This is a genomic window from Cedecea sp. AS113, from assembly GCF_037152415.1.
Taxonomy (GTDB): domain Bacteria; phylum Pseudomonadota; class Gammaproteobacteria; order Enterobacterales; family Enterobacteriaceae; genus Cedecea.
Genome location: NZ_JBBCMI010000001.1, coordinates 307,183 through 327,489, shown reverse-complemented (window position 1 = coordinate 327,489; position 20,307 = coordinate 307,183). Strand labels below are relative to the sequence as shown.

Annotated in this window: 17 protein-coding genes; 11 read left to right on the top strand and 6 right to left on the bottom strand. The window is 57.9% G+C overall.

What is annotated here, in order from left to right; genetic code table 11:
* Complete coding sequence (gene moeA, locus WFN87_RS01585; protein ID WP_336981631.1) at positions 1-1,233, bottom strand: molybdopterin molybdotransferase MoeA; 1,233 nt, start codon at positions 1,231-1,233, stop codon at positions 1-3.
* Positions 1,234-1,476: 243 nt separating this feature from the next.
* On the opposite strand from moeA, the gene WFN87_RS01580 reads away from it, so the two are divergent.
* From WFN87_RS01580 to WFN87_RS01550, 7 genes are all read left to right on the top strand, one after another.
* A complete protein-coding gene (locus WFN87_RS01580) occupies positions 1,477-3,420 on the top strand; it encodes an autotransporter outer membrane beta-barrel domain-containing protein (RefSeq protein ID WP_442892739.1) in 1,944 nt (647 codons plus the stop codon).
* Positions 3,421-3,634: 214 nt separating this feature from the next.
* Positions 3,635-4,588 carry a beta-aspartyl-peptidase gene (gene iaaA / locus WFN87_RS01575; RefSeq protein WP_166991090.1) on the top strand — a complete coding sequence of 318 codons (954 nt, stop codon included), beginning with the start codon at positions 3,635-3,637 and terminating at the stop codon, positions 4,586-4,588.
* Positions 4,588-6,462: a glutathione ABC transporter ATP-binding protein GsiA gene (gene gsiA / locus WFN87_RS01570; RefSeq protein ID WP_336981626.1), complete on the top strand. Its 1,875-nt coding sequence runs from the start codon at positions 4,588-4,590 to the stop codon at positions 6,460-6,462. Before iaaA ends, gsiA begins: the two co-directional genes overlap by 1 nt.
* A 12-nt stretch (positions 6,463-6,474) precedes the next feature.
* A complete protein-coding gene (gsiB, locus tag WFN87_RS01565; RefSeq protein ID WP_039304840.1) occupies positions 6,475-8,013 on the top strand; it encodes a glutathione ABC transporter substrate-binding protein GsiB in 1,539 nt (512 codons plus the stop codon).
* 123 nt (positions 8,014-8,136) lie between these two features.
* Positions 8,137-9,057, top strand: a complete 921-nt coding sequence (gsiC, locus tag WFN87_RS01560; protein WP_336981623.1) for a glutathione ABC transporter permease GsiC — start codon at positions 8,137-8,139, stop codon at positions 9,055-9,057.
* A 2-nt stretch (positions 9,058-9,059) separates the two neighbouring features.
* Positions 9,060-9,971, top strand: a complete 912-nt coding sequence (gsiD, locus tag WFN87_RS01555; protein ID WP_008455211.1) for a glutathione ABC transporter permease GsiD — start codon at positions 9,060-9,062, stop codon at positions 9,969-9,971.
* Between the two features lie 36 nt (positions 9,972-10,007).
* Positions 10,008-10,748: a MipA/OmpV family protein gene (locus tag WFN87_RS01550; protein ID WP_336981620.1), complete on the top strand. Its 741-nt coding sequence runs from the start codon at positions 10,008-10,010 to the stop codon at positions 10,746-10,748.
* Positions 10,749-11,428: 680 nt separating this feature from the next.
* Here the strand turns inward: WFN87_RS01550 and rimO are convergent.
* A complete protein-coding gene (gene rimO, locus WFN87_RS01545) occupies positions 11,429-12,754 on the bottom strand; it encodes a 30S ribosomal protein S12 methylthiotransferase RimO (protein WP_008455208.1) in 1,326 nt (441 codons plus the stop codon).
* A 243-nt stretch (positions 12,755-12,997) separates the two neighbouring features.
* Between rimO and WFN87_RS01540 the strand changes: the two genes are divergently transcribed.
* Together WFN87_RS01540 and WFN87_RS01535 are read left to right on the top strand one after the other, a co-directional pair.
* Positions 12,998-13,381: a biofilm formation regulator BssR gene (locus WFN87_RS01540; protein WP_166872396.1), complete on the top strand. Its 384-nt coding sequence runs from the start codon at positions 12,998-13,000 to the stop codon at positions 13,379-13,381.
* Between the two features lie 111 nt (positions 13,382-13,492).
* Complete coding sequence (locus WFN87_RS01535) at positions 13,493-14,614, top strand: PQQ-dependent sugar dehydrogenase (protein ID WP_336981617.1); 1,122 nt, start codon at positions 13,493-13,495, stop codon at positions 14,612-14,614.
* Position 14,615: 1 nt separating this feature from the next.
* Here the strand turns inward: WFN87_RS01535 and WFN87_RS01530 are convergent, their stop codons facing one another.
* Positions 14,616-15,242, bottom strand: a complete 627-nt coding sequence (locus tag WFN87_RS01530; protein ID WP_336981615.1) for a glutathione S-transferase family protein — start codon at positions 15,240-15,242, stop codon at positions 14,616-14,618.
* 248 nt (positions 15,243-15,490) lie between these two features.
* Here WFN87_RS01530 and dacC point away from each other — a divergent pair, with 248 nt between their 5' ends.
* Entirely contained in the window at positions 15,491-16,696 is a 1,206-nt protein-coding gene (gene dacC, locus WFN87_RS01525; protein WP_008455204.1) for a serine-type D-Ala-D-Ala carboxypeptidase, read from the top strand.
* Between the two features lie 4 nt (positions 16,697-16,700).
* Here the strand turns inward: dacC and deoR are convergent, their stop codons facing one another.
* The 3 genes from deoR to WFN87_RS01510 all read right to left on the bottom strand — a co-directional run bounded on the left by deoR (position 16,701) and on the right by WFN87_RS01510 (position 18,866).
* Positions 16,701-17,465 carry a DNA-binding transcriptional repressor DeoR gene (deoR, locus tag WFN87_RS01520; RefSeq protein WP_008455203.1) on the bottom strand — a complete coding sequence of 255 codons (765 nt, stop codon included), beginning with the start codon at positions 17,463-17,465 and terminating at the stop codon, positions 16,701-16,703.
* 73 nt (positions 17,466-17,538) lie between these two features.
* Positions 17,539-18,147, bottom strand: coding sequence for an undecaprenyl-diphosphate phosphatase (ybjG, locus tag WFN87_RS01515; protein WP_166992884.1), 609 nt, complete (start codon positions 18,145-18,147; stop codon positions 17,539-17,541).
* Positions 18,144-18,866, bottom strand: coding sequence for a phosphatase PAP2 family protein (locus WFN87_RS01510; protein WP_336981613.1), 723 nt, complete (start codon positions 18,864-18,866; stop codon positions 18,144-18,146). Before WFN87_RS01510 ends, ybjG begins: the two co-directional genes overlap by 4 nt.
* Before the next feature lie 193 nt (positions 18,867-19,059).
* On the opposite strand from WFN87_RS01510, the gene WFN87_RS01505 reads away from it, so the two are divergent.
* Positions 19,060-20,292 carry an MFS transporter gene (locus WFN87_RS01505; protein WP_336981611.1) on the top strand — a complete coding sequence of 411 codons (1,233 nt, stop codon included), beginning with the start codon at positions 19,060-19,062 and terminating at the stop codon, positions 20,290-20,292.
* The last annotated feature ends 15 nt before the right edge of the window (positions 20,293-20,307 follow it).

The window sequence follows — 20,307 nt, the reverse complement described above, 5'->3', positions numbered from 1 at the left end:
TCAGCCTCCGAACAGCGGATTAAACGGTTCGACCTCAACCCATTCCCCGGCCTCTACGTTGCCGCGTTCGCGCTCCAGCACCACAAAACAGTTGGCCTGGCTGAAGGAGCTGAAAATATGCGATCCCTGATGCCCGGTGCTTAACACTTCCAGGTCGCCTTGCTCATTGCGGCGAAGAATGCCGCGCTGGAAGTCGAGGCGGCCAGGGGATTTCTTCAGCTTGCCGACGGTGCGAACGCGCATGCGCGGCGGCAGAGGGCTGGCGATTTGCCCGCTCAGCTTCGCCAGCAGCGGCTGCACTAGCTGGTAGAACGTCAGAGCGGCGGAAACCGGGTTGCCCGGCAGACCGCAGAACCAGCTGTTTTTCAGGCGTCCAAAGGCAAACGGTTTGCCCGGTTTAATCGCCAGCTTCCAGAAGCCGACTTCGCCCAGTTCTTCGAGGATTTGTTTGGTGTAATCGGCTTCGCCCACGGAAACACCGCCGCTGCTGATGACCACATCTGCCCGGCTGTCCGCTTCGTTAAACACCGCGCGAAGGGCCGCCTGGTCATCCCGAACGATGCCGAGGTCGATCACTTCACAGCCCAGCTGCTCCAGCATGGCGTGCACCGCCAGGCGGTTGGTATCGTAGATTTGGCCTTCGGCCAGCGGCTGGCCCGGAAGTTGGAGTTCATCGCCGGTGGAGAACACCGCCGCACGCACTTTGCGAAAGACCTTCACTTCCGGGATGCCCAGCGAGGCAATCAGCGGCAGTTCGGCGGCGGTTAATTTCACGCCTGCGGCCAGCACGCTGGCGCCCTGATGGATATCCTCACCGCGACGGCGAATATTCTGGCCGTTCTTCACCGGAGCGTTAAAACGCACGCCGCTTTCGGTGACTTCCGTCTCTTCCTGCATCACAACGGCTTCAGCTCCGACAGGGATCGGCGCGCCGGTCATGATGCGCACGCAGGTGCCTGCAGGCCATTCACCGCTAAACGGTTGTCCGGCGAAGGCTTTCCCGGCGACGGGCAGTGCGCCCCCGGCTTTGATATCCGCCAGCCGCACCGCGTAGCCGTCCATCGCTGAGTTATCGAAACCGGGGACATCCAGCGGCGAGACCACCGGGGACGCCGTGACGCGGCCCGTGGCCAGCAGCAGCGGCAGGGTTTCTGTTTCAGACAACGGATGAATACGGGACAGCATCTGTTCAAGTGCGGTTTCAAGCGGGATCAGCCCGGCGGTAAATTCCATTCATGACTCCTGGGGCAGGGGCAAAATAAGGCCTTAGTATGGCAGAAAACGCCGCCTGACGGCATGTCTGGGATCAGCAAAAACCTTTCGTCAGTGGTCGGACATGCGTTACATCACGTTGTCACGTTTCTTCTTTACGCTCGGCCTGCGTGTCAATCGCCATTGGCTATAGTCATTGTGGCTAATAAAAAACCTTGCAAGGAAGAACTGATGATAAGCAAACAAAAAGCATTCAAATTCAGTATGCTGGCCGCCGCTGTGGGCTTCACCTCATCTGCATTTGCCTTTGATTCCCTCACCGTTTTTGGCGACAGCCTCAGCGATACCGGCAACAACGGGCGCTGGACCTGGAACAGCAGCCAGAACAAGCTCTATGACGAGCAGCTCGCCGCACATTATGGCCTGACGCTGACGCCTTCCCGCGAAGGTGGGAGCAACTATGCCGCAGGCGGGGGCACCGCTGTGCCCGCGCTTAATCCGGCCGATAATACGCAAAGCCAGGTTCAGCGCTACCTGAGCCAGACCGGTGGGCGGGCGGATGGCAACGGCTTATATATTCACTGGATCGGTGGCAACGATCTTGCCGCGGCCGCCACTCAGCCTGCGCTGGCGCAGGGGATAGCGGCCAATAGCGCGGCCAACGCCGCCGCTCAGGTGGGGGCTTTGCTTGATGCGGGCGCCGGGCTGGTGGTGGTGCCGAACGTTCCGAATATCGGCGCCACGCCAACGCTAATGGAACTGGTACTCAGCGCCGGGCTTGGGGCGGCGGCCACGCCTGCGATTCAGGCTGCCTATGCGTCTTTGGATGCGGCACAAACGCCTGACCTGGCGAGTCGTCAGCAGGCGATTCATCAGGCACTGCAGGCGGCGGCTTCCGTTGTCAGTGCCAATCCGCTCGTTCAGCAAGGGGTAGCCGCGCAGCTGATAGCCGCCTACGATCGGGCCGTGCAGCAGGCCGCTTTGCTTACCACGTTCTACAACAGCGCCGAAGATCAGGCCCTGCTGCAGCATGGGGGGAATATCGCCCGGGCGGATATCAACGGTGTCTTCCAGGAGATTCTGGCTAATCCTCAGGCCTTCGGTCTGACAAACAGCGCCGGGATGGCCTGCCCGCCGGGCGTGGCGGCGACCGACTGCACCAGCTCCACGCCGGGATTTAACGCCGCGCAGGATTATCTGTTTGCCGATCATTTCCACCCGAGCCCGCAGGTTCACAGCATCATTGCCCAGTACATTGAGTCGATTATCGTCGCGCCCGTCCAGGTCACTCGCCTGAACCAGGGCACGCAGGCGATGGTGCGCGGCAGCCGGGCAACGCTCGACAGCCGCTATCAGCAGTTGCGGCAGGGCGATAACGCCACAGGTTCACTGGGCGTGTTTGGCGGCTACAGCGGCGGGTATCAGCGGTACAGCGGCAATAGCGAAACCGGCGACGGCAAAGGTAACACCAATAACCTGACGGTCGGTCTCGACTATCAGCTGAACGAAAACGTGCTGCTGGGCGGGCTGATCGCCGGTTCGCTGGACAATCAGCGCCCGGACGACGGCTACCGCTACGATACCCGAGGTTTTCAGGCGGCGCTCTTTGGCCAGCTTCGCGCGGGCCAGGCCTGGCTGAACTGGGACGTGCATTATCTCTCTGCCGACTTCACCAATATTCAGCGCGATATCACCCTGGGGCAGCTTACCCGCACGGAAAAAGGCGACACCGACGGCAGGCTGTATGGCGCGCGATTGACGGCTGGCTACGATATCCCCGTCACGGCCTGGCTAACCACGGGGCCGGTGCTGCAGTACGCCTGGGATTACAGCCACGTAAACGGCTACAGCGAAAACGGCAGCAGCAGCACGGCTATGCGCTTTGGCGACCAGAACGGCCATTCGCAAATCGGCAGCGCGGGCTGGCGCGTGGACACGAAGCTGGGCGTCATCAATCCCTGGGCGCAGGCAAGCTATCGCCATCAGTTCGGCGATGACAGTTATCGGGCGAACGGCGGCCTAAAATCCACGGCGCTGACCTTCAGCCGCAGCGGTGAACAGCTGGATAAAAACTGGGCCGATATCGCCGTCGGGGCAGATATGCCGCTTTCGAATACCGTGTCCGCATTCGCGGCGGTGGCACAAACGGCAGGCTTAAGCGACGGGAACCAGACCAGCTACAACGTGGGGATCAGCGCGAAGTTCTAAGATTTTGTTATTACCACAGAAATAGCGGCTTTGGTTTAATTGGCCGCTATTTCTCCTTCCCGCCAGGGCGGCAAAAGGCTCATAGAGTAAAGTCAATTTTCTTTACAACACTTTTACGTCTTTCTATATTCAAAAATCGTATCAATGTTTGGCAACGATTCTGATATTTATAGAAAAAACGCTGCCGGATATCACTTTCTACAGGCAATGCCGAATGACCAAAGCCGTTATCGCTATTCATGGCGGGGCCGGAGCCCTGACCCGCGCCCACCTGACGCCGGAAAAAGAGCTGCAGTTTATTAGCGCACTCTCCGACATTGTTGAAGCCGGGCAGCAGATCCTTGAACGCGGCGGCAGCGCGCTGGACGCGGTGACCGAGGCGGTGCGCCTGCTCGAAGAATGCCCGCTGTTCAACGCCGGGATAGGATCTGTGTTCACCAGTGAAGGTACACATGAGCTGGACGCCTGCGTGATGGATGGCAACAGCCTGAATGCCGGGGCGGTGGCGGGCGTGAGCCATATTCGCAACCCGATCCTGGCGGCAAGATTAGTGCTGGAAAACAGCCCGCACGTGCTGATGATTGGCGAAGGGGCGGAGCGTTTTGCCGCGCAGAATGGGCTTGAGCCGGTCGAAGCCACGCTCTTTTCGACCGAAGAACGCTATCAGCAACTGCTGCGCGCCCGTGAAAGTCAACAGACTCTGCTGGATCATGACGGGGCTGAGCCGATTGATGCCGATAAAAAATTTGGCACGGTAGGCGCAGTGGCGCTGGATAAACTGGGGAATCTGGCGGCGGCAACGTCCACCGGCGGAATGACCAATAAACTGCCGGGCCGGGTAGGGGATTCTCCCTTAGTCGGCGCGGGCTGCTATGCCAACAACGCCAACGTGGCCGTGTCCTGCACCGGCACGGGCGAAGTTTTTATCCGCACGCTGGCGGCCTACGATATTGCGGCCCTGATGGAGTATGCCGGACTAAGTCTGCAGCAGGCCGTTGACCGCGTGGTGATGGAGAAACTGCCCGCGCTGGGTGGCAGCGGCGGCATGATTGCCATCGACAATCAGGGGAACGTCGCGCTGCCGTTTAACAGCGAAGGAATGTACCGTGGCTTTGGCTTTGTCGGCGATGCCCCGAACGTAGGAATTTATCGTGACCAGGAGAGTTAATGCCGCACAGTCATGAGCTACCGGACGAGCAGGTGCTTGCCGTTAGCGACCTCAATATTCGCTTTCGCCAACAGCAGCAGGTTGCCGACGCGGTACGCCACCTGTCGTTGACCCTTAACCGGGGCGAAACGCTGGCTATCGTGGGCGAGTCTGGTTCCGGGAAGTCGGTCACGGCGATGGCGCTGATGCGCCTGCTGGAGCAGGGCGGCGGGCAGGTTAGCTGCGACAAGCTGCTGCTGCGTCGGCGTAATAAAGAGGTGCTGAACCTGCCTGAGCTGAGCAACGCCCAGATGCGTCGCGTGCGCGGGGCGGATGTGGCCATGATTTTCCAGGAGCCGATGACCTCGCTTAATCCTGTGTTCACCGTGGGCGAACAAATCGCTGAGTCCATCCGTTTACATCAAAAGCTTGATGGACGTGCGGCGCTGGCGGAAGCAAAGCGCATGTTAGAACGCGTGCGTATTCCTGAAGCACAGGCCATCCTGAACCGCTATCCGCACCAGCTTTCCGGGGGGATGCGCCAGCGAGTGATGATTGCTATGGCGCTCTCCTGCCGCCCGGCCGTATTGATCGCCGATGAGCCGACAACTGCCCTCGACGTGACTATTCAGGCACAAATCCTGCAGCTTATTCGCGTTCTGCAGGATGAAATGCAGATGGGCGTCATTTTCATCACCCACGATATGGGCGTGGTGGCGGACATCGCCGACAGGGTGCTGGTGATGTACCGGGGGGAAGCGGTTGAAACCGGTACCGTGGAGCAAATATTCCAGAACCCGCAGCACGCCTACACCCAGGCTTTGCTGACTGCCGTGCCAAGGCTTGGCGCCATGAACGGCAGCGATTTACCGCGCAAATTCCCGTTGATTGTCCCAGGCCAACCGAATCAGCAAGAGCCCGAAACCGAGCAGGATACGATTCCTCCCGGCGCGAAGCCGGTGCTTGAAGTTCGCGATCTGGTGACCCGCTTCCCGCTGCGTAGCGGAATATTCAACCGGGTGACGCGCCAGGTGCATGCCGTTGAAAAGGTGAGTTTTGATTTATTGCCCGGCGAAACGCTGGCGCTGGTGGGCGAGTCCGGCTGTGGTAAATCGACCACCGGGCGCTCGCTGCTGCGGCTGGTGGAAACCCAGGGCGGCACCATCACCTTTAACGGTCAGCGTATTGACAATTTGCCTAACGGCGAGCTGCAGCACGTTCGCAAAGACATTCAGTTTATTTTCCAGGATCCGTATGCCTCGCTGGATCCGCGCCAGACCGTCGGCTACTCCATTATGGAGCCGCTGCTGGTGCACCAGGCGATGCCTAAAGAAGAGGCCCAGCAGCGCGTTGCCTGGCTGCTTGAGCGAGTCGGCTTACAGCCTGAGCACGCGTGGCGTTACCCGCATGAGTTCTCCGGCGGCCAGCGGCAGAGGGTTTGTATTGCCCGCGCGCTGGCGCTGAATCCGAAGGTGGTGATTGCCGACGAATCCGTCTCGGCGCTGGATGTGTCGATTCGGGCGCAAATCGTTAACCTGCTGCTCGACCTGCAGCGCGAATTTGGCATCGCTTTTCTGTTTATTTCCCACGACATGGCCGTCGTGGAACGCATCAGCCATCGCGTGGCGGTCATGTATCTGGGTCAGATTGTTGAAATTGGCCCGCGCCGCGCCGTGTTTGAAAACCCGCAGCATCCGTACACCCGCAAACTCATGGCGGCGGTACCGGTGGCTGACCCAACCCGCAAGGGACGCAAGCCTGTTTTAGTGTCTGATGAGATCCCCAGCGCCACACGCAGCCTGGGGGATGAACCGCACGTAGCACCGCTGGTTGCGGTGGGGCCGGGGCATTTTGTCGCCCGCCACCCCATCGGCAGCAGTGAAAATCGCCTATAAAGGAAAACAATAATGACAGCTAACACAACGCAAAAATGGCTGCTGGCGGCGGGACTTGCCTCCGCCGTTATCGCCACGCCCGCTTTCGCTGCTAAAGATGTCGTCGTAGCGGTGGCCTCAAACTTCACCACGCTCGACCCTTACGACGCGAATGACACACTGTCCCAGGCGGTGGCCAAATCGTTCTATCAGGGGCTGTTCGGGCTTGATAAAGACATGAAGCTGCAGAACGTGCTGGCAGAAAGCTACAAAGTGTCTGACGACGGCCTGGTGTACACCATCAAGCTGCGCACTGGCGTGAAGTTCCAGGACGGCACTGACTTCAATGCCGAGGCGGTAAAAGCGAACCTCGATCGCGCCAGCAACCCGGACAACCACCTCAAGCGCTACAACCTGTATAAAACCATTGCCAAAACGGAGGTGGTCGATCCTTCCACGGTGAAAATCACCTTAAAAGAGCCGTTCTCGGCGTTCATCAATATTCTGGCCCACCCTGCGACGGCGATGATCTCCCCGGCTGCGCTGCAAAAATACGGCAAAGATATCGGCTTCCATCCGGTGGGTACCGGCCCGTATCAGCTGGATACCTGGAACCAGACCGATTTTGTGAAGGTGAAGAAATTCGCCGGTTACTGGCAGCAAGGCCTGCCGAAGCTGGACAGCATTACCTGGCGCCCGGTCGTGGATAACAATACCCGTGCGGCGATGCTGCAAACCGGCGAGGCGCAGTTCGCGTTCCCGATCCCTTACGAGCAGGCGGGCGTGCTGGAGAAAAACAGCAAGCTTGAGCTGGTTGCCTCGCCGTCGATCATGCAGCGCTACATCAGCATGAACGTCACCCAAAAACCGTTTGATAACCCGAAAGTCCGCGAAGCCATCAACTATGCGATTAACCGCCAGGCGCTGGTGAAAGTGGCGTTCTCCGGCTTCGCTACGCCAGCAGAAGGCGTGGTGCCGCCGTCGCTTGCCTATGCCGAGAAATTCAAACCCTGGCCTTATGACCCAGCCAAAGCCAAAGCGCTGCTGAAAGAAGCGGGCTTCCCGAACGGCTTTGAAACCACGCTTTGGTCCTCGCACAACCACAGTACCGCGCAGAAAGTGCTGCAGTTTACCCAGCAGCAGTTGGCGCAGGTGGGTATCAAGGTGAAAGTGACGGCGATGGACGCCGGGCAGCGTGCTGCCGAAGTGGAAGCAAAAGGGCAGAAAGAGAGCGGCGTGAGAATGTTCTACACCGGCTGGTCGGCGTCAACCGGCGAAGCTGACTGGGCGCTGTCGCCGCTGTTTGCTTCCCAGAACTGGCCGCCAACGCTGTTTAACACCGCGTTTTACAGCAATCCGCAGGTGGACAAAGACCTGGCCGATGCGCTGAAAACTACTAAACCGGAAGAGAAGGCGAAGCTGTACAAAGACGCGCAGGATACGATCTGGAAAGAGTCTCCGTGGGTGCCGCTGGTGGTGGAAAAACTGGTTTCTGCCCACAGCAAAAATCTCACCGGCTTCTATGTGATGCCGGATACCGGGTTTAGTTTTGATAATGCGGATTTGAAGTAGCGTGATAATGACCCTCACCCCGGCCCTCTCCCTAAAAGGGAGAGGGGGGAAAGCTAAGCCTGTTGGTGCCTTGTCTCTTGATTCCCTCTCCCCTCAGGGAGAGGGTTAGAGTGAGGGGCTGCGATGTTTAACTATTTCCTCAAACGCCTTTTGGGCCTGATCCCGACGCTGTTCATCGTGGCGGTGCTGGTATTCCTGTTCGTGCATCTGCTGCCCGGCGACCCGGCGCGGCTGATTGCCGGGCCGGAAGCGGATGCCACGGTCATCGAACTTGTTCGCAAACAGCTGGGATTGGATCAACCGCTGTGGCGGCAGTTCCTGCATTACATCACGCACGTCGTGCAGGGGGACTTTGGCACCTCGCTGGTTTCGCGCCGCCCTGTGTCTGAAGAGATTGCCAGCCGCTTTATGCCCACGCTGTGGCTGACGCTGACCAGCATGGCATGGGCGACGCTGTTTGGCCTGGTGACCGGCATTGTGGCCGCCGTCTGGCGCAACCGCTGGCCGGATCGCGTGAGCATGACGATTGCCGTGTCCGGCATTTCATTCCCGGCCTTCGCGCTGGGAATGCTGCTGATGCAGGTTTTCTCGGTTGAGCTGGGCTGGCTGCCCACGGTGGGGGCCGACAGCTGGCAGCACTACATTCTGCCGTCCATTACCCTTGGGGCGGCAGTGGCGGCGGTCATGGCGAGATTCACCCGCGCGTCGTTTGTGGATGTGCTGCACGAAGATTACATGCGTACCGCCAGGGCGAAAGGCGTAAGCGAAACGCTGATCGTGGTAAAACACGGCCTGCGTAACGCCATGATCCCGGTGATCACCATGATGGGGTTGCAGTTCGGCTTCCTGCTCGGTGGGTCTATTGTGGTGGAAAAAGTGTTTAACTGGCCGGGATTAGGGCGTCTGCTGGTGGATTCAGTGGAGATGCGTGATTACCCGGTTATTCAGGCCGAGGTTCTGCTGTTTTCGCTGGAGTTTATTGTGATCAACTTAGTGGTGGATCTGCTGTATGCCGCCATTAACCCGGCCATCAGGTACAAATAAGGATGCGACTTTTAAACTGGCGACGCCAGGCCATAGTCAACGCGATGCCCGTGGTACGTGCCGGGCAAATTCGTACCCCGTGGAGCGAGTTTCTGCGGCGTTTTCGCCAGCAGCCCGTGGCGATGACTGCCGGGCTGTTTGTGCTTTTGCTGATAGTGATTGCGCTCATAGCACCGTGGATTGCCCCCTTTGATGCGGAAAACTATTTCGATTACGACAGGCTGAACGACGGGCCGTCGATGCTGCACTGGTTTGGCGTTGATTCGCTCGGGCGGGATATTTTTAGTCGTGTGCTGGTCGGGGCGCAAATCTCGCTGGCCGCTGGCGTCTTTTCGGTGCTTATCGGCGCGCTAATCGGTACCTTCTTTGGCCTGCTGGCGGGCTATTACGAAGGGTGGTGGGACCGCATTATCATGCGAATCTGCGACGTGCTGTTCGCTTTCCCCGGTATTTTGCTGGCAATTGCGGTGGTGGCGGTGATGGGCAGCGGCATGACCAACGTGATTATTGCGGTGGCGATTTTCAGTATTCCGGCCTTTGCCCGCCTGGTGCGCGGCAACACGCTGGTGCTGAAACAGCAAACTTTTATTGAGTCTGCTCGTAGCATTGGTGCCCCGGATGCGACTATCATCTTCCGGCATATTTTGCCGGGAACCGTTTCGTCGATTGTGGTGTATTTCACGATGCGCATCGGGACCTCGATTATTTCCGCCGCAAGTCTGTCATTTCTCGGCCTGGGGGCTCAGCCACCTACGCCGGAGTGGGGCGCTATGTTGAACGAGGCGAGGGCGGATATGGTGATTGCCCCGCATGTGGCTATTTTCCCGAGTCTTGCCATCTTCTTGACCGTGCTGGCGTTCAACTTGCTGGGGGATGGACTGCGGGACGCGCTGGATCCGAAAATTAAAGGCTAAGCTGAGGCAGTAGATTCGTTGCCCTGGAGTGAAGAAATGAGAAAAATAACCGGGGCACTTCTGCTAAGCCCGTTGCTGATTGCCACTGCCTGCCCGGCGGCCAACTGGTCGCTTGGCGCGCAGGGGGGCCTGTATCAAACCCCTTACCAAACCCGGCACCAGCTTCGCTGGGCGCTGCCCTACGTCGGCTACGACGGCAAAACCTGGTACCTCGACGGCACCGAAGCGGGCTATAACTTCATCAATACCGACACGCTGCTGCTGCGCGCTAAAGTCTATTACTACGATACCCTGTATCAGGCAGATACCGGGCAGACGCCCGCGCTGCGGGGGCTGAATAATCGCCATAGCACGATGATGGGCGGTATGACGATGCAATACACCACGCCGATAGGCGCGTTCAGCGCGACAATTGCGGGCGACACGCTGGGCGTCAGCAACGGCCTAACGGCGAATACGGCCTATATTGCAATGGCGCAGTGGGGCGATTTCACGCTGGTGCCGGAAGCGGGAATGGACTTTTCGAATGCGCAAAATACGCGCTATTACTATGGCGTTTCAGAGAAAGAGTCGGCAAAAACAGGCCTTGCGGCATGGCGGCCACAGGGCAGCATAGTGCCTTACGCGCAGCTGGCAATGAACTACGCCTGGACGCCGCTCTGGAACACCTGGGCGCAGTTCACCCAGCGTTTTTATCCGAGTACTATCAGCGACAGCCCAATGGTGAATAAAAATAACCTGCGGGAGTTAACGGTAGGGATGAGTTATACGTTTTAGGCGTGTGTTCAATGGTGATTTCGTATTTAAAAAAACTCTTTCTGAAGGGCTGGATAAGGTTCCGTTCACTTCAAGTCCATCTTTACATGTAGCTACTGAAACGGTGAACGTGTCAGGGGGCATTACGCCATGCCCCCTGACAACCCCCGGCGCCCGGCGAGCTCATCGCCGCTGAAGCGGTAAACCCACCGGCTATCACCCAAACATTCGGGGTCGTTCGCGATTCGTTCCCGACGATCGCTCTCTTTCGCTGTTCCCGACAGCTCAACCCCGCCTGAGTTGGGTCATAGCCGGGGGCGATGAGAGCCGGGAACAAGGGAGTGGCTTGTAGGACTTGCAGCAACGTTAACGTTCCGTGTGGCTGCGGGTTTAAAGCGAGGCACGGTTCCGGCTTAAATCGCCTGCGTTTTCTCTCCGACTGGCCAGGGTCCGGACGTCGGGAACGGCCGGAGGCTGAGAGCGTCGGGAACGCATCTCAGCCGACCCAGGACTGGGAGATAAAACGGAGGTCTGCCGCTTCAGCGGTCGATTTATTTGGCCGGGAGTCCGGGTTCTTAGGGGAGTGACGGTGACTCCCCTAAGACGTTCACCTATGCCGGGTTACATATAAAACAGGGTTGGAAGTGAACGGGATATTCACCGATCTCACAAAGAGCCCTTTGTTATGCAGGACGGGCAAACTAAACCACTGAACCCCACAGATCGTACTCATCCGCGTTTTCAACTTTCACACGGACAACGTCGCCTGGTTTCAGCTTGGTTTCGCCATTCAGGTAAACCGCGCCGTCGATTTCAGGGGCATCCGCCATGCTGCGGCCGATGGCGCCTTCTTCGTCCACTTCATCCACCATGACCAGAATCTCGCGGCCCACTTTTTCCTGCAGGCGCTCGGCAGAGATTTTCTGCTGCAGCTGCATAAAGCGGTTCCAGCGCTCCTCTTTCACTTCTTCCGGCACCTGGTCAGGCAGCTCGTTAGCGGTTGCGCCGTCAACCGGGCTGTATTTGAAGCAGCCCACGCGATCCAGGCGCGCTTCTTTCAGGAAGTCGAGCAGCATCTCGAAGTCTTCTTCGGTTTCACCCGGGAAGCCGACGATAAAGGTCGAGCGCAGGGTCAGATCCGGGCAGATTTCACGCCACTGCTTGATGCGCTGCAGCTGACGATCCGCAGAACCTGGGCGCTTCATCAGCTTCAGAATACGCGGGCTGGCGTGCTGCAGCGGGATGTCGAGGTACGGCAGAATCTTGCCTTCCGCCATCAGCGGGATCACATCGTCAACGTGTGGATACGGGTAAACGTAGTGCAGGCGAGTCCAGACGCCCAGCTTAGCCAACTGTTCACACAGGCTAACCATGCTGGTTTTGACCGGAGCGCCGTTCCAGAATCCGGTGCGGTGTTTAACGTCCACGCCGTAAGCGGAGGTATCCTGGGAGATCACCAGCAGCTCTTTCACGCCTGCTTCAACCAATCGTTTTGCCTCTGCCAGCACGTCGCCGATTGGGCGGCTGTCCAGATCGCCACGCATGGACGGAATAATGCAGAAGGTGCAGCGATGGTTGCAGCCTTCGGAAATTTTCAGATACGCGTAGTGACGCGGCGTCAGCTTCACGCCCTGTTCCGGCACCAGGCTCAGGAACGGGTTGTGCTGCGGTTTGGGCACGTAATGGTGAACGTGCTGCAGAACCTGCTCGTAGCTGTGTGGGCCGGTGATTTCCAGTACCTTCGGATGCACTTCGCGGATCTGATCTTCTTTTGCACCCAGGCAACCGGTGACAATCACCTTACCGTTTTCATTCAGCGCTTCGCCGATGGCTTCCAGCGATTCCTGGACGGCGCTGTCGATGAAACCGCAGGTGTTGACGATGACCATGTCGGCGTCGTCATAGCTTGGCACCACGTCATAGCCTTCGGTGCGCAGTTCAGTCAGGATGCGTTCGGAGTCCACGAGGTTTTTCGGGCAGCCGAGGGAGACAAACCCGATACGGGGTTGTTGGGTCACATTGCTCATAGCTTAAAAAGTGTTCAATTATTAGAAAGATTAGGGCAGGGATTCTACAGAGGTTGGGCGGGAATTTGTACTGGAGAATTGCAGTTTGCGTTAGACGTGATTTATTCCGCTTCGGTTTACCCACCGCATACCCCGGCTTGCCCGATAAATAGCATCAAATGCGAAAGATATTCGCTGCGAATCCCCACCCCTTGACCATACTTACTCTGTGGGTTAATGGGTAACCCACGAGGAGGATGCGCTATGTCCGGACGTACGCTCAAACACGACCTGCTGCAAAAGCTGCAGGTCGCGAAGGGGGAGATCGCCGCCTACCTGGCGTTGAGAAAGGCCAAAGGGTATATGTCTGTCAGCGAAAGCGAACAGCTGCGGACCCGCTTGCTGGATGTCTGCCACCGGAGCCGCGATGCTGCCTTTGTGCTGCAGGCGAGCCTGGCCGACGATGAAAAAGATGATTTTCGCCATGCCGTTGAGGCGTGTTCATCCGCCGCACTTTGCCTGATGAGCGGGCGTAAAGACTGCCCGCAATACATCGCGGTTGATGCGGCAAAGCTTGAAACCAGCCTGATGCAGCTCACCCGTAGCCTGAATGCACTGGCAGAACGCGGAAAGGCCATTGAAGCCTGACCCGAGCGCGGGGAGTCTGCCAGGCTCCCCGTTCTTAATGTTATGTAAAACCAAGCAGTCGATTATCTCCGGCGGCTACCCTTAAGGAATAGCCAAAACCAGGAGATTGCCATGCCGCCGTTCCCGTCCCGCACGCTTATTGCCGCCGCGCTACTTTTCTCTGCCTCTTATGCCCTGGCTGCCAAAACCAACGTTGAAGTCCTGCAAACCAACCTGCCCCACCCGTGGGCGCTGGACTTTTTACCGGATAACCAGGGCATGTTGATTACCCTGCGTGGCGGGGAGCTGCATCTGTGGCAGCAGGGCAAGAGACTGTCCGCGCCGATCGGCGGCGTGCCCGTTGTCTGGGCCCACGGACAGGGCGGTTTGCTGGATGTTGTGCTGGCCCCGGACTTTGCCAGTAGCCGCCGCGTGTGGCTTAGCTTTGCCGAAGGCGGCAGCGACAATAAAGCCGGTACTGCCGTCGGGTATGGAACGTTAAGCCGGGATCTGAAGCGGCTGGAAAACTTTAAGGTTGTGTTCCGCCAGACGCCAAAACTCTCCACCGGCAACCATTTCGGCGGACGCATGGCGTTTGACGGGCAAGGCCATGTGTTTATCGCGCTGGGGGAAAACAACGAGCGCGCTACGGCTCAGGATCTCGATAAGCTGCAGGGCAAAGTGGTGCGGCTTAATGCCGATGGTTCCGTCCCGCAGGATAACCCGTTTATAGGCAAACCAGGCGTCCGGCCTGAAATTTGGTCTTACGGGCACCGTAACCCGCAGGGATTAGCCATTAATCCGGCCAACGGGGAGCTGTGGCTAAACGAGCACGGGCCGAAAGGTGGCGATGAAATCAATATCCCGGCAGCCGGGAAAAACTACGGCTGGCCGCTGGCGACCTGGGGCATTAATTACAGCGGGTTTAAGATCCCCGAAGCCAAAGGAGGGGAAGTTGAAGGCACCGAGCAGCCGATTCATTACTGGAAAGTCTCTCCTGCCATAAGCGGCATGGCGTTTTATTCGGCTGACACCTTCCCGCAGTGGAAAGGCAAGTTGTTTATCGGCGCACTCAAAGAAAAGAATCTGATTGAGCTAACGCTGGACGGCGACAAGGTGACGACCGAACAGCGGCTGCTGGGGGATCGTAAAAAGCGTATTCGCGATGTGCGCGTCGGCCCGGACGGCTATCTGTATGTCCTGACCGACGAATCTGACGGCGAGCTGCTAAAAATCAGTCCGGCCGAAGACTAAATCAGGTCAGCGGGATCATCACAATTTTCTTGAACGCCGGGCGCTGGGTCAGTTGCTGATACCAGCGTTGAAGATTTGGCACCGCATCCCACGGAATATCAAGGTTGAGCAGGCTGTAGATTTGCGGGCCGAAGGCGAGGTCGCCCAGGCCAAAGGCTTCGCCACCCAGCCAGGGCTGTTTAGCCAGTTCCGCATCTGCAATCGCAAACAGCTTGTTGCAGGCCACAATGCTTTGCTCAATCAGCTTCCGATCGCGCTCTTCCGGCGGGGTTCTGACCAGGCTGGCGTACACCCCACGGTAGGGGCCAGCGACCGCCGTAGCGGACCAGTCCATCCATTTTTCACCTTTGGCACGTTCCGCCGGGGCATTTACCCACAGCGAATCGCGACCATATTCAGCCGCCAGGTAGCGCACGATGGTGTTGGATTCCCACAGCGTCAGCCCGTGTGCGTCGTCGTGAATGCACGGCACCAGGCCATTCGGGTTCATCGCCAGGTATTCAGCGTCGTGCGTCAGGCCAAATTTCCCGCCCGCGGGCACGGAGCGGTACGGCAGTTGCAGCTCTTCCAGACACCACAGCACTTTCTTCACATTGGTGGAGTTATCTCTGCCCCAAACGGTAATCATGGTGGTTCCTTTTTTTGCAGGTGGACATCGAGTATGCCAGGCTCCGGTCACGAAAACACCACTGTTTCTCAACCGAAGCTAAAAAAAATGGCGTGACGGCGGCAACTCGCGCAGATATCGAATAAACTTAAAAAACTTTACCAACTCTATGTTTCTTTAAGTGGATTCGTGCGTTATTACTCACACCCTGACTTTTGGGTGGCGGTGCGCACCGTGAATTTTTTAAGAATGGATACTCAGGTGGTTTTATGACGATCTTGCAAATGCCTGCAACACTACGTGGTTTAGTCGCAGGGACAACCCTGCTGCTGATGGCGGCTCCTGCGCTAAGCGCTGAGCAGACCGCAGATGCGCCCCAGGTCGATGGCAGAGCCTGGATTTTGATGGATTACGCCAGCGGGAAGGTGCTGGCGGAAGGAAATGCCGACGAAAAGCTCGATCCGGCAAGTCTGACCAAGCTGATGACCAGCTACGTAGTAGGGCAGGCGCTGAAAGCAGGCAAGATTCACCTGACGGATATGGTGACTATCGGGAAAGATGCCTGGGCCACCGGTAACCCGGTGCTGCGCGGCTCTTCGCTGATGTTCCTGAAACCCGGCGATAAAGTCTCGGTGGAAGATCTGAACAAAGGCGTCATTATTCAGTCCGGGAACGACGCCAGCATTGCGATTGCCGACTATGTGGCGGGCAGCCAGGACTCGTTTGTCAGCCTGATGAACAACTACGCGCAGAAGCTCAAGCTCACCAACACCACCTTTAAAACTGTTCACGGCCTGGATGCTCCGGGGCAGTACAGCACCGCGCGCGACATGGCGCTTCTGGGCCAGGCGCTGATCCACGACGTGCCGGACGAGTACGCGGTACACAAAGAGAAAGAGTTCACCTTTAACAATATCAAGCAGCCGAACCGCAACCGCCTGCTGTGGAGCTCCAACCTGAACGTTGACGGCATGAAAACCGGCACCACGGTGGGCGCGGGCTATAATCTTGTCGCGTCGGCAACCTCCGGCGATATGCGCCTGATTTCCGTGGTGCTGGGGACAAAAACTGACCGCATTCGCTTCAACGAGAGCGAAAAGCTGCTGACCTGGGGTTTCCGCTTCTTCGAAACCGTAACGCCAATCAAACCTGACGCGACTTTTGTGACCCAGCGTGTCTGGTTTGGCGATAAGAGCGAAGTCAATCTGGGGGCAGGCGAGGGCGGCTCGGTGACTATTCCCCGTGGCCAGCTGAAAAACCTGAAAGCCAGCTTTACCCTGAATGAACCTCAGCTAACCGCGCCGCTGAAGAAAGGCCAGGCCGTCGGTACCATCGACTTCCTGCTGAACGGCAAATCCATTGAGCAGCGCCCGCTGCTGGTGATGGAGCCGGTTGAAGAGGGCGGCTTCTTCAGCCGCATGTGGGACTTTGTGCTGATGAAGCTCCACGGCTGGTTCGGGAGCTGGTTCTCTTAAGCGCCTACCACGTTAGCGTCAGGTTTTCCGCCGCGGCATAGTCTATAAACTCCGCGGCGGGAGGCCGGTTGGTAATAATCGTATCAAACGCCGTCAGCGGCCCCATGCAGGCGGCGCGAACCTTGCCAAATTTGGTGTCATCCACCACCAGAATATTACGCTGGGCCATGCTCAGCGCCCAATGCTTCACCGCCAGCTCATTCAAATTAAAGCAGGTTGCACCGTAGCGCAGGTGGACGCCGGCCGCGGATAAAAAGGCGATATCCGGGCAGATATTCCCCAGGCACTCCTGGAAGTTAATCGGATTGAAAATCGCATTGCTGGCGTGAAACTCGCCGCCGCTTAAAATCACCCGGCAGTTCGGCTTCTCCTGCAGCGCCAGAAAAGTGTTGAGGGAATAGCACAGGCCAGTGAAAGGCAGATCGTCGTCAAGGGCGTCAATAATGTAAGGCGTGGTGGTGCCGCAGTCGAAGAACACGGTCTGGCGCGGGCGAACACGCTGCGCGGCGAGCCTGGCGGCGTGGCGTTTCTCTTCAACCTGGCGCGTTTTTTCATCGCTAAGCAGATAGTAGCTGGCCCCGGCGCTGCGAGGCTCCAGCACCACGTATCCCCCCAGCAGAACAACCTGACCCGGTTCGCTGTTAATGTCGCGGCGGATGGTCATTTCGGAGACGCCCAACAGCTGAGCGGCTTCTTTGAGATGAATTTTATCGCTGCGCTTCAGCGCCTGTAGCAGGCGGTTAATGCGCTCTTCACGGCGGGTTTCCATAGCGGCCTCTGAACATTAAAAAGCCCCGCTAAGGCAGGGCTTTAGTTAATGCATATTACCTGTGGCGCACAGCTTAGTCACGCACCCAGCCTTTACGGATGGGGAGCGCGAAACAGTAGCGGTAAATCTGATGCAGGCGCTGGTGGATTTGCGGCCCGCGCAGGTTCCAGACGATCTGCGACAGCAGACAGGCGCTCATGCCGACCAACAGGCCGCCGAGCATGTCCAGCGGCCAGTGCACGCCGAGATAGACGCGGGACCAGGCAATCGCGCAGCCGATCGCAAACAGCATCACGCCCGACCAGATGCGATGCCAGCACAAAAATGCCAGGGCGAAGGTGAAGATTACCGTGCCGTGGTCGCTCGGGAAAGAATCATCCGGCGCATGATGCAGGAAGTTGTAGCCCAGCCCGACCACAAAAGGGCGAGGGTGCGGGAACGCATGACCGATGATCCACGACAGCGCCACGCTAATCACCAGCGCCATGCCGGTTTTGATCACCACCTTGCGCTGGGCCGGCATTTGCTTACGCTGGCCCCACAGCCAGAGCGCGACGATCAGCAGCGGGACGATGCTGATCAGATCCCGGGCGAAGAAAATCGCCAGTTTTATCATCCACTCCGGCGATGACGGGGTTGCATTTATGAGCAAAAACAGATTCTGGTTGAGCGTTTCCATTATGACTTGTCCTGTGCTTTAACTGACCAGGTGGATATCGCGCCGTAAAGCACCACCTGGGTTAACCATACCCACCAACCTGCCCACAGGTTGTGGCTGAAAAAGTGCGCGCCGCGCATCACCTGGCCGTACCCCATTCCCAGGCCGAGAAAAACGCCAAGGCCGAGGAAAAACCACGCCAGACGCGGGCGTTCACGGTAAAACAAAAAAAACAGCGCCATAACGCCAAAGCCGCTGGAAGCATGGCCGCCGGGAAAACATCTTCCTGGCCCGCTGCCTGCCGGAGCGGGGCTGAAAAGTGGGTACGAGGCGGCATTCCCGCCGTACTCCACCAGGCTCCACGGGCAGGAGTGGTGGCTAAACCCTTTCAGGACGCCGACCGTTAATGCCCCAAGCCCGATGAGCAACGCCACTACGACCAGCCGTGGCTGACGACGCCAGAGTCCCCATAGCAGCGCGATAACCCCGCCTGCAATCACCAGGTCCTTTAACAGGCGGTGGTTGAGCAAATCCAGCCGCCGATCGTTTTGCAGCGGAAAACTGTGGCTGGCGGCATCAAACCAGAACCCGGTCAGCCGGCGATCCAGCTCTTCATTCCGGGAAAGCCAGCTAAAAACGGCAGCCAGTATTATCAGGATGCAAAGCTGGAAAAGATAGAAGCGGGACGGTAGTCGGTAAAGCAGTTTTGTCTTATTTACCGTTGGTTTAGGAAAACATTTCATCTTGTAGTTGGCGAAGACCGTACTGACCTTAAATGCATGGCAGCAGAATATTCATCACAGATTAAGAAATCCTTAATAGAATTGAGGTATGATGTGCGCGGCTTTACACCCCGTGCTATTTGTCAGCCGCTGACTACCGCTGGTACGGGCAATTGAATACACTCTGCGCGTTTCTTTATCTTCTGAGTTCCTAATGCAACATAATACGATAGCTAACAAAACGTTAGGCCGTCAGGCGCTGCTGTTCCCGCTCTGCCTGGTGCTCTACGAATTCTCAACTTACATCGGCAATGACATGATCCAGCCGGGCATGCTGGCCGTGGTGGATCAGTTCCAGGCGGGCGTGGAATGGGTGCCGACCTCAATGACGGCTTACCTGGCGGGCGGGATGTTCCTGCAGTGGCTGCTCGGGCCGCTGTCTGACCGTATTGGCCGCCGCCCGGTGATGCTGACCGGCGTAGTCTGGTTTATTGTCACCTGCCTTGCAACGCTGCTGGCCCAGGATATTCAGCAGTTCACCTTCCTGCGTTTCCTGCAGGGCGTCAGCCTGTGCTTTATTGGCGCGGTAGGCTACGCCGCTATTCAGGAATCGTTCGAAGAGTCGGTTTGCATCAAGATAACCGCGCTGATGGCTAACGTGGCGCTCATCGCGCCGCTGCTTGGGCCGCTGGTCGGCGCGGCGTGGATCCACGTCGCTCCGTGGGAAACGATGTTCGTGCTGTTTGCGCTGCTGGCCGCTATCTCTTTCTTTGGGCTGCACAAGGCGATGCCGGAAACCGCGACGCGTCTTGGCGAAAAGCTTTCGCTGAAAGAACTTGGGCATGACTACAAGCTGGTGCTGAAAAACCTGCGTTTTGTCTCGGGCGCGCTGGCTACGGGCTTTGTAAGCCTGCCGCTGCTGGCGTGGATTGCCCAGTCGCCGGTGATCATCATCAGCGGGGAGAATCTCAGCACTTATGAATACGGTCTGCTGCAGGTACCCATCTTTGGCGCGCTGATCCTCGGTAACCTGGTTCTGGCCAAACTGACGTCCCGGCGCAGCGTGCGCAGCCTGATCATCATAGGCGGCTGGTGGATTGTGCCGGGCCTGATTGTGGCGGCAGTGGCTACGGTGGTTTCTTCTCATGCTTATTTGTGGATGACCGCTGGCCTGAGTCTGTACGCCTTTGGCATCGGCCTGGCGAATGCGGGCCTGGTGCGCCTGACGTTGTTTGCCAGCGAGATGAGTAAAGGCACGGTGTCGGCGGCGATGGGCATGCTGCAAATGCTGATCTTTACCGTCGGTATTGAGCTGAGCAAGCACGCCTACCAGTTCGGCGGCAACGGTCTGTTCAGCCTGTTTAACCTGCTTGGCGGGGTGGTTTGGCTTGGCCTGATGGTGTTGTTCCTGAAGGATAAAACTGTCGGGCAGGCAAGAGACGCCTAATAAGAAAAAACCCCG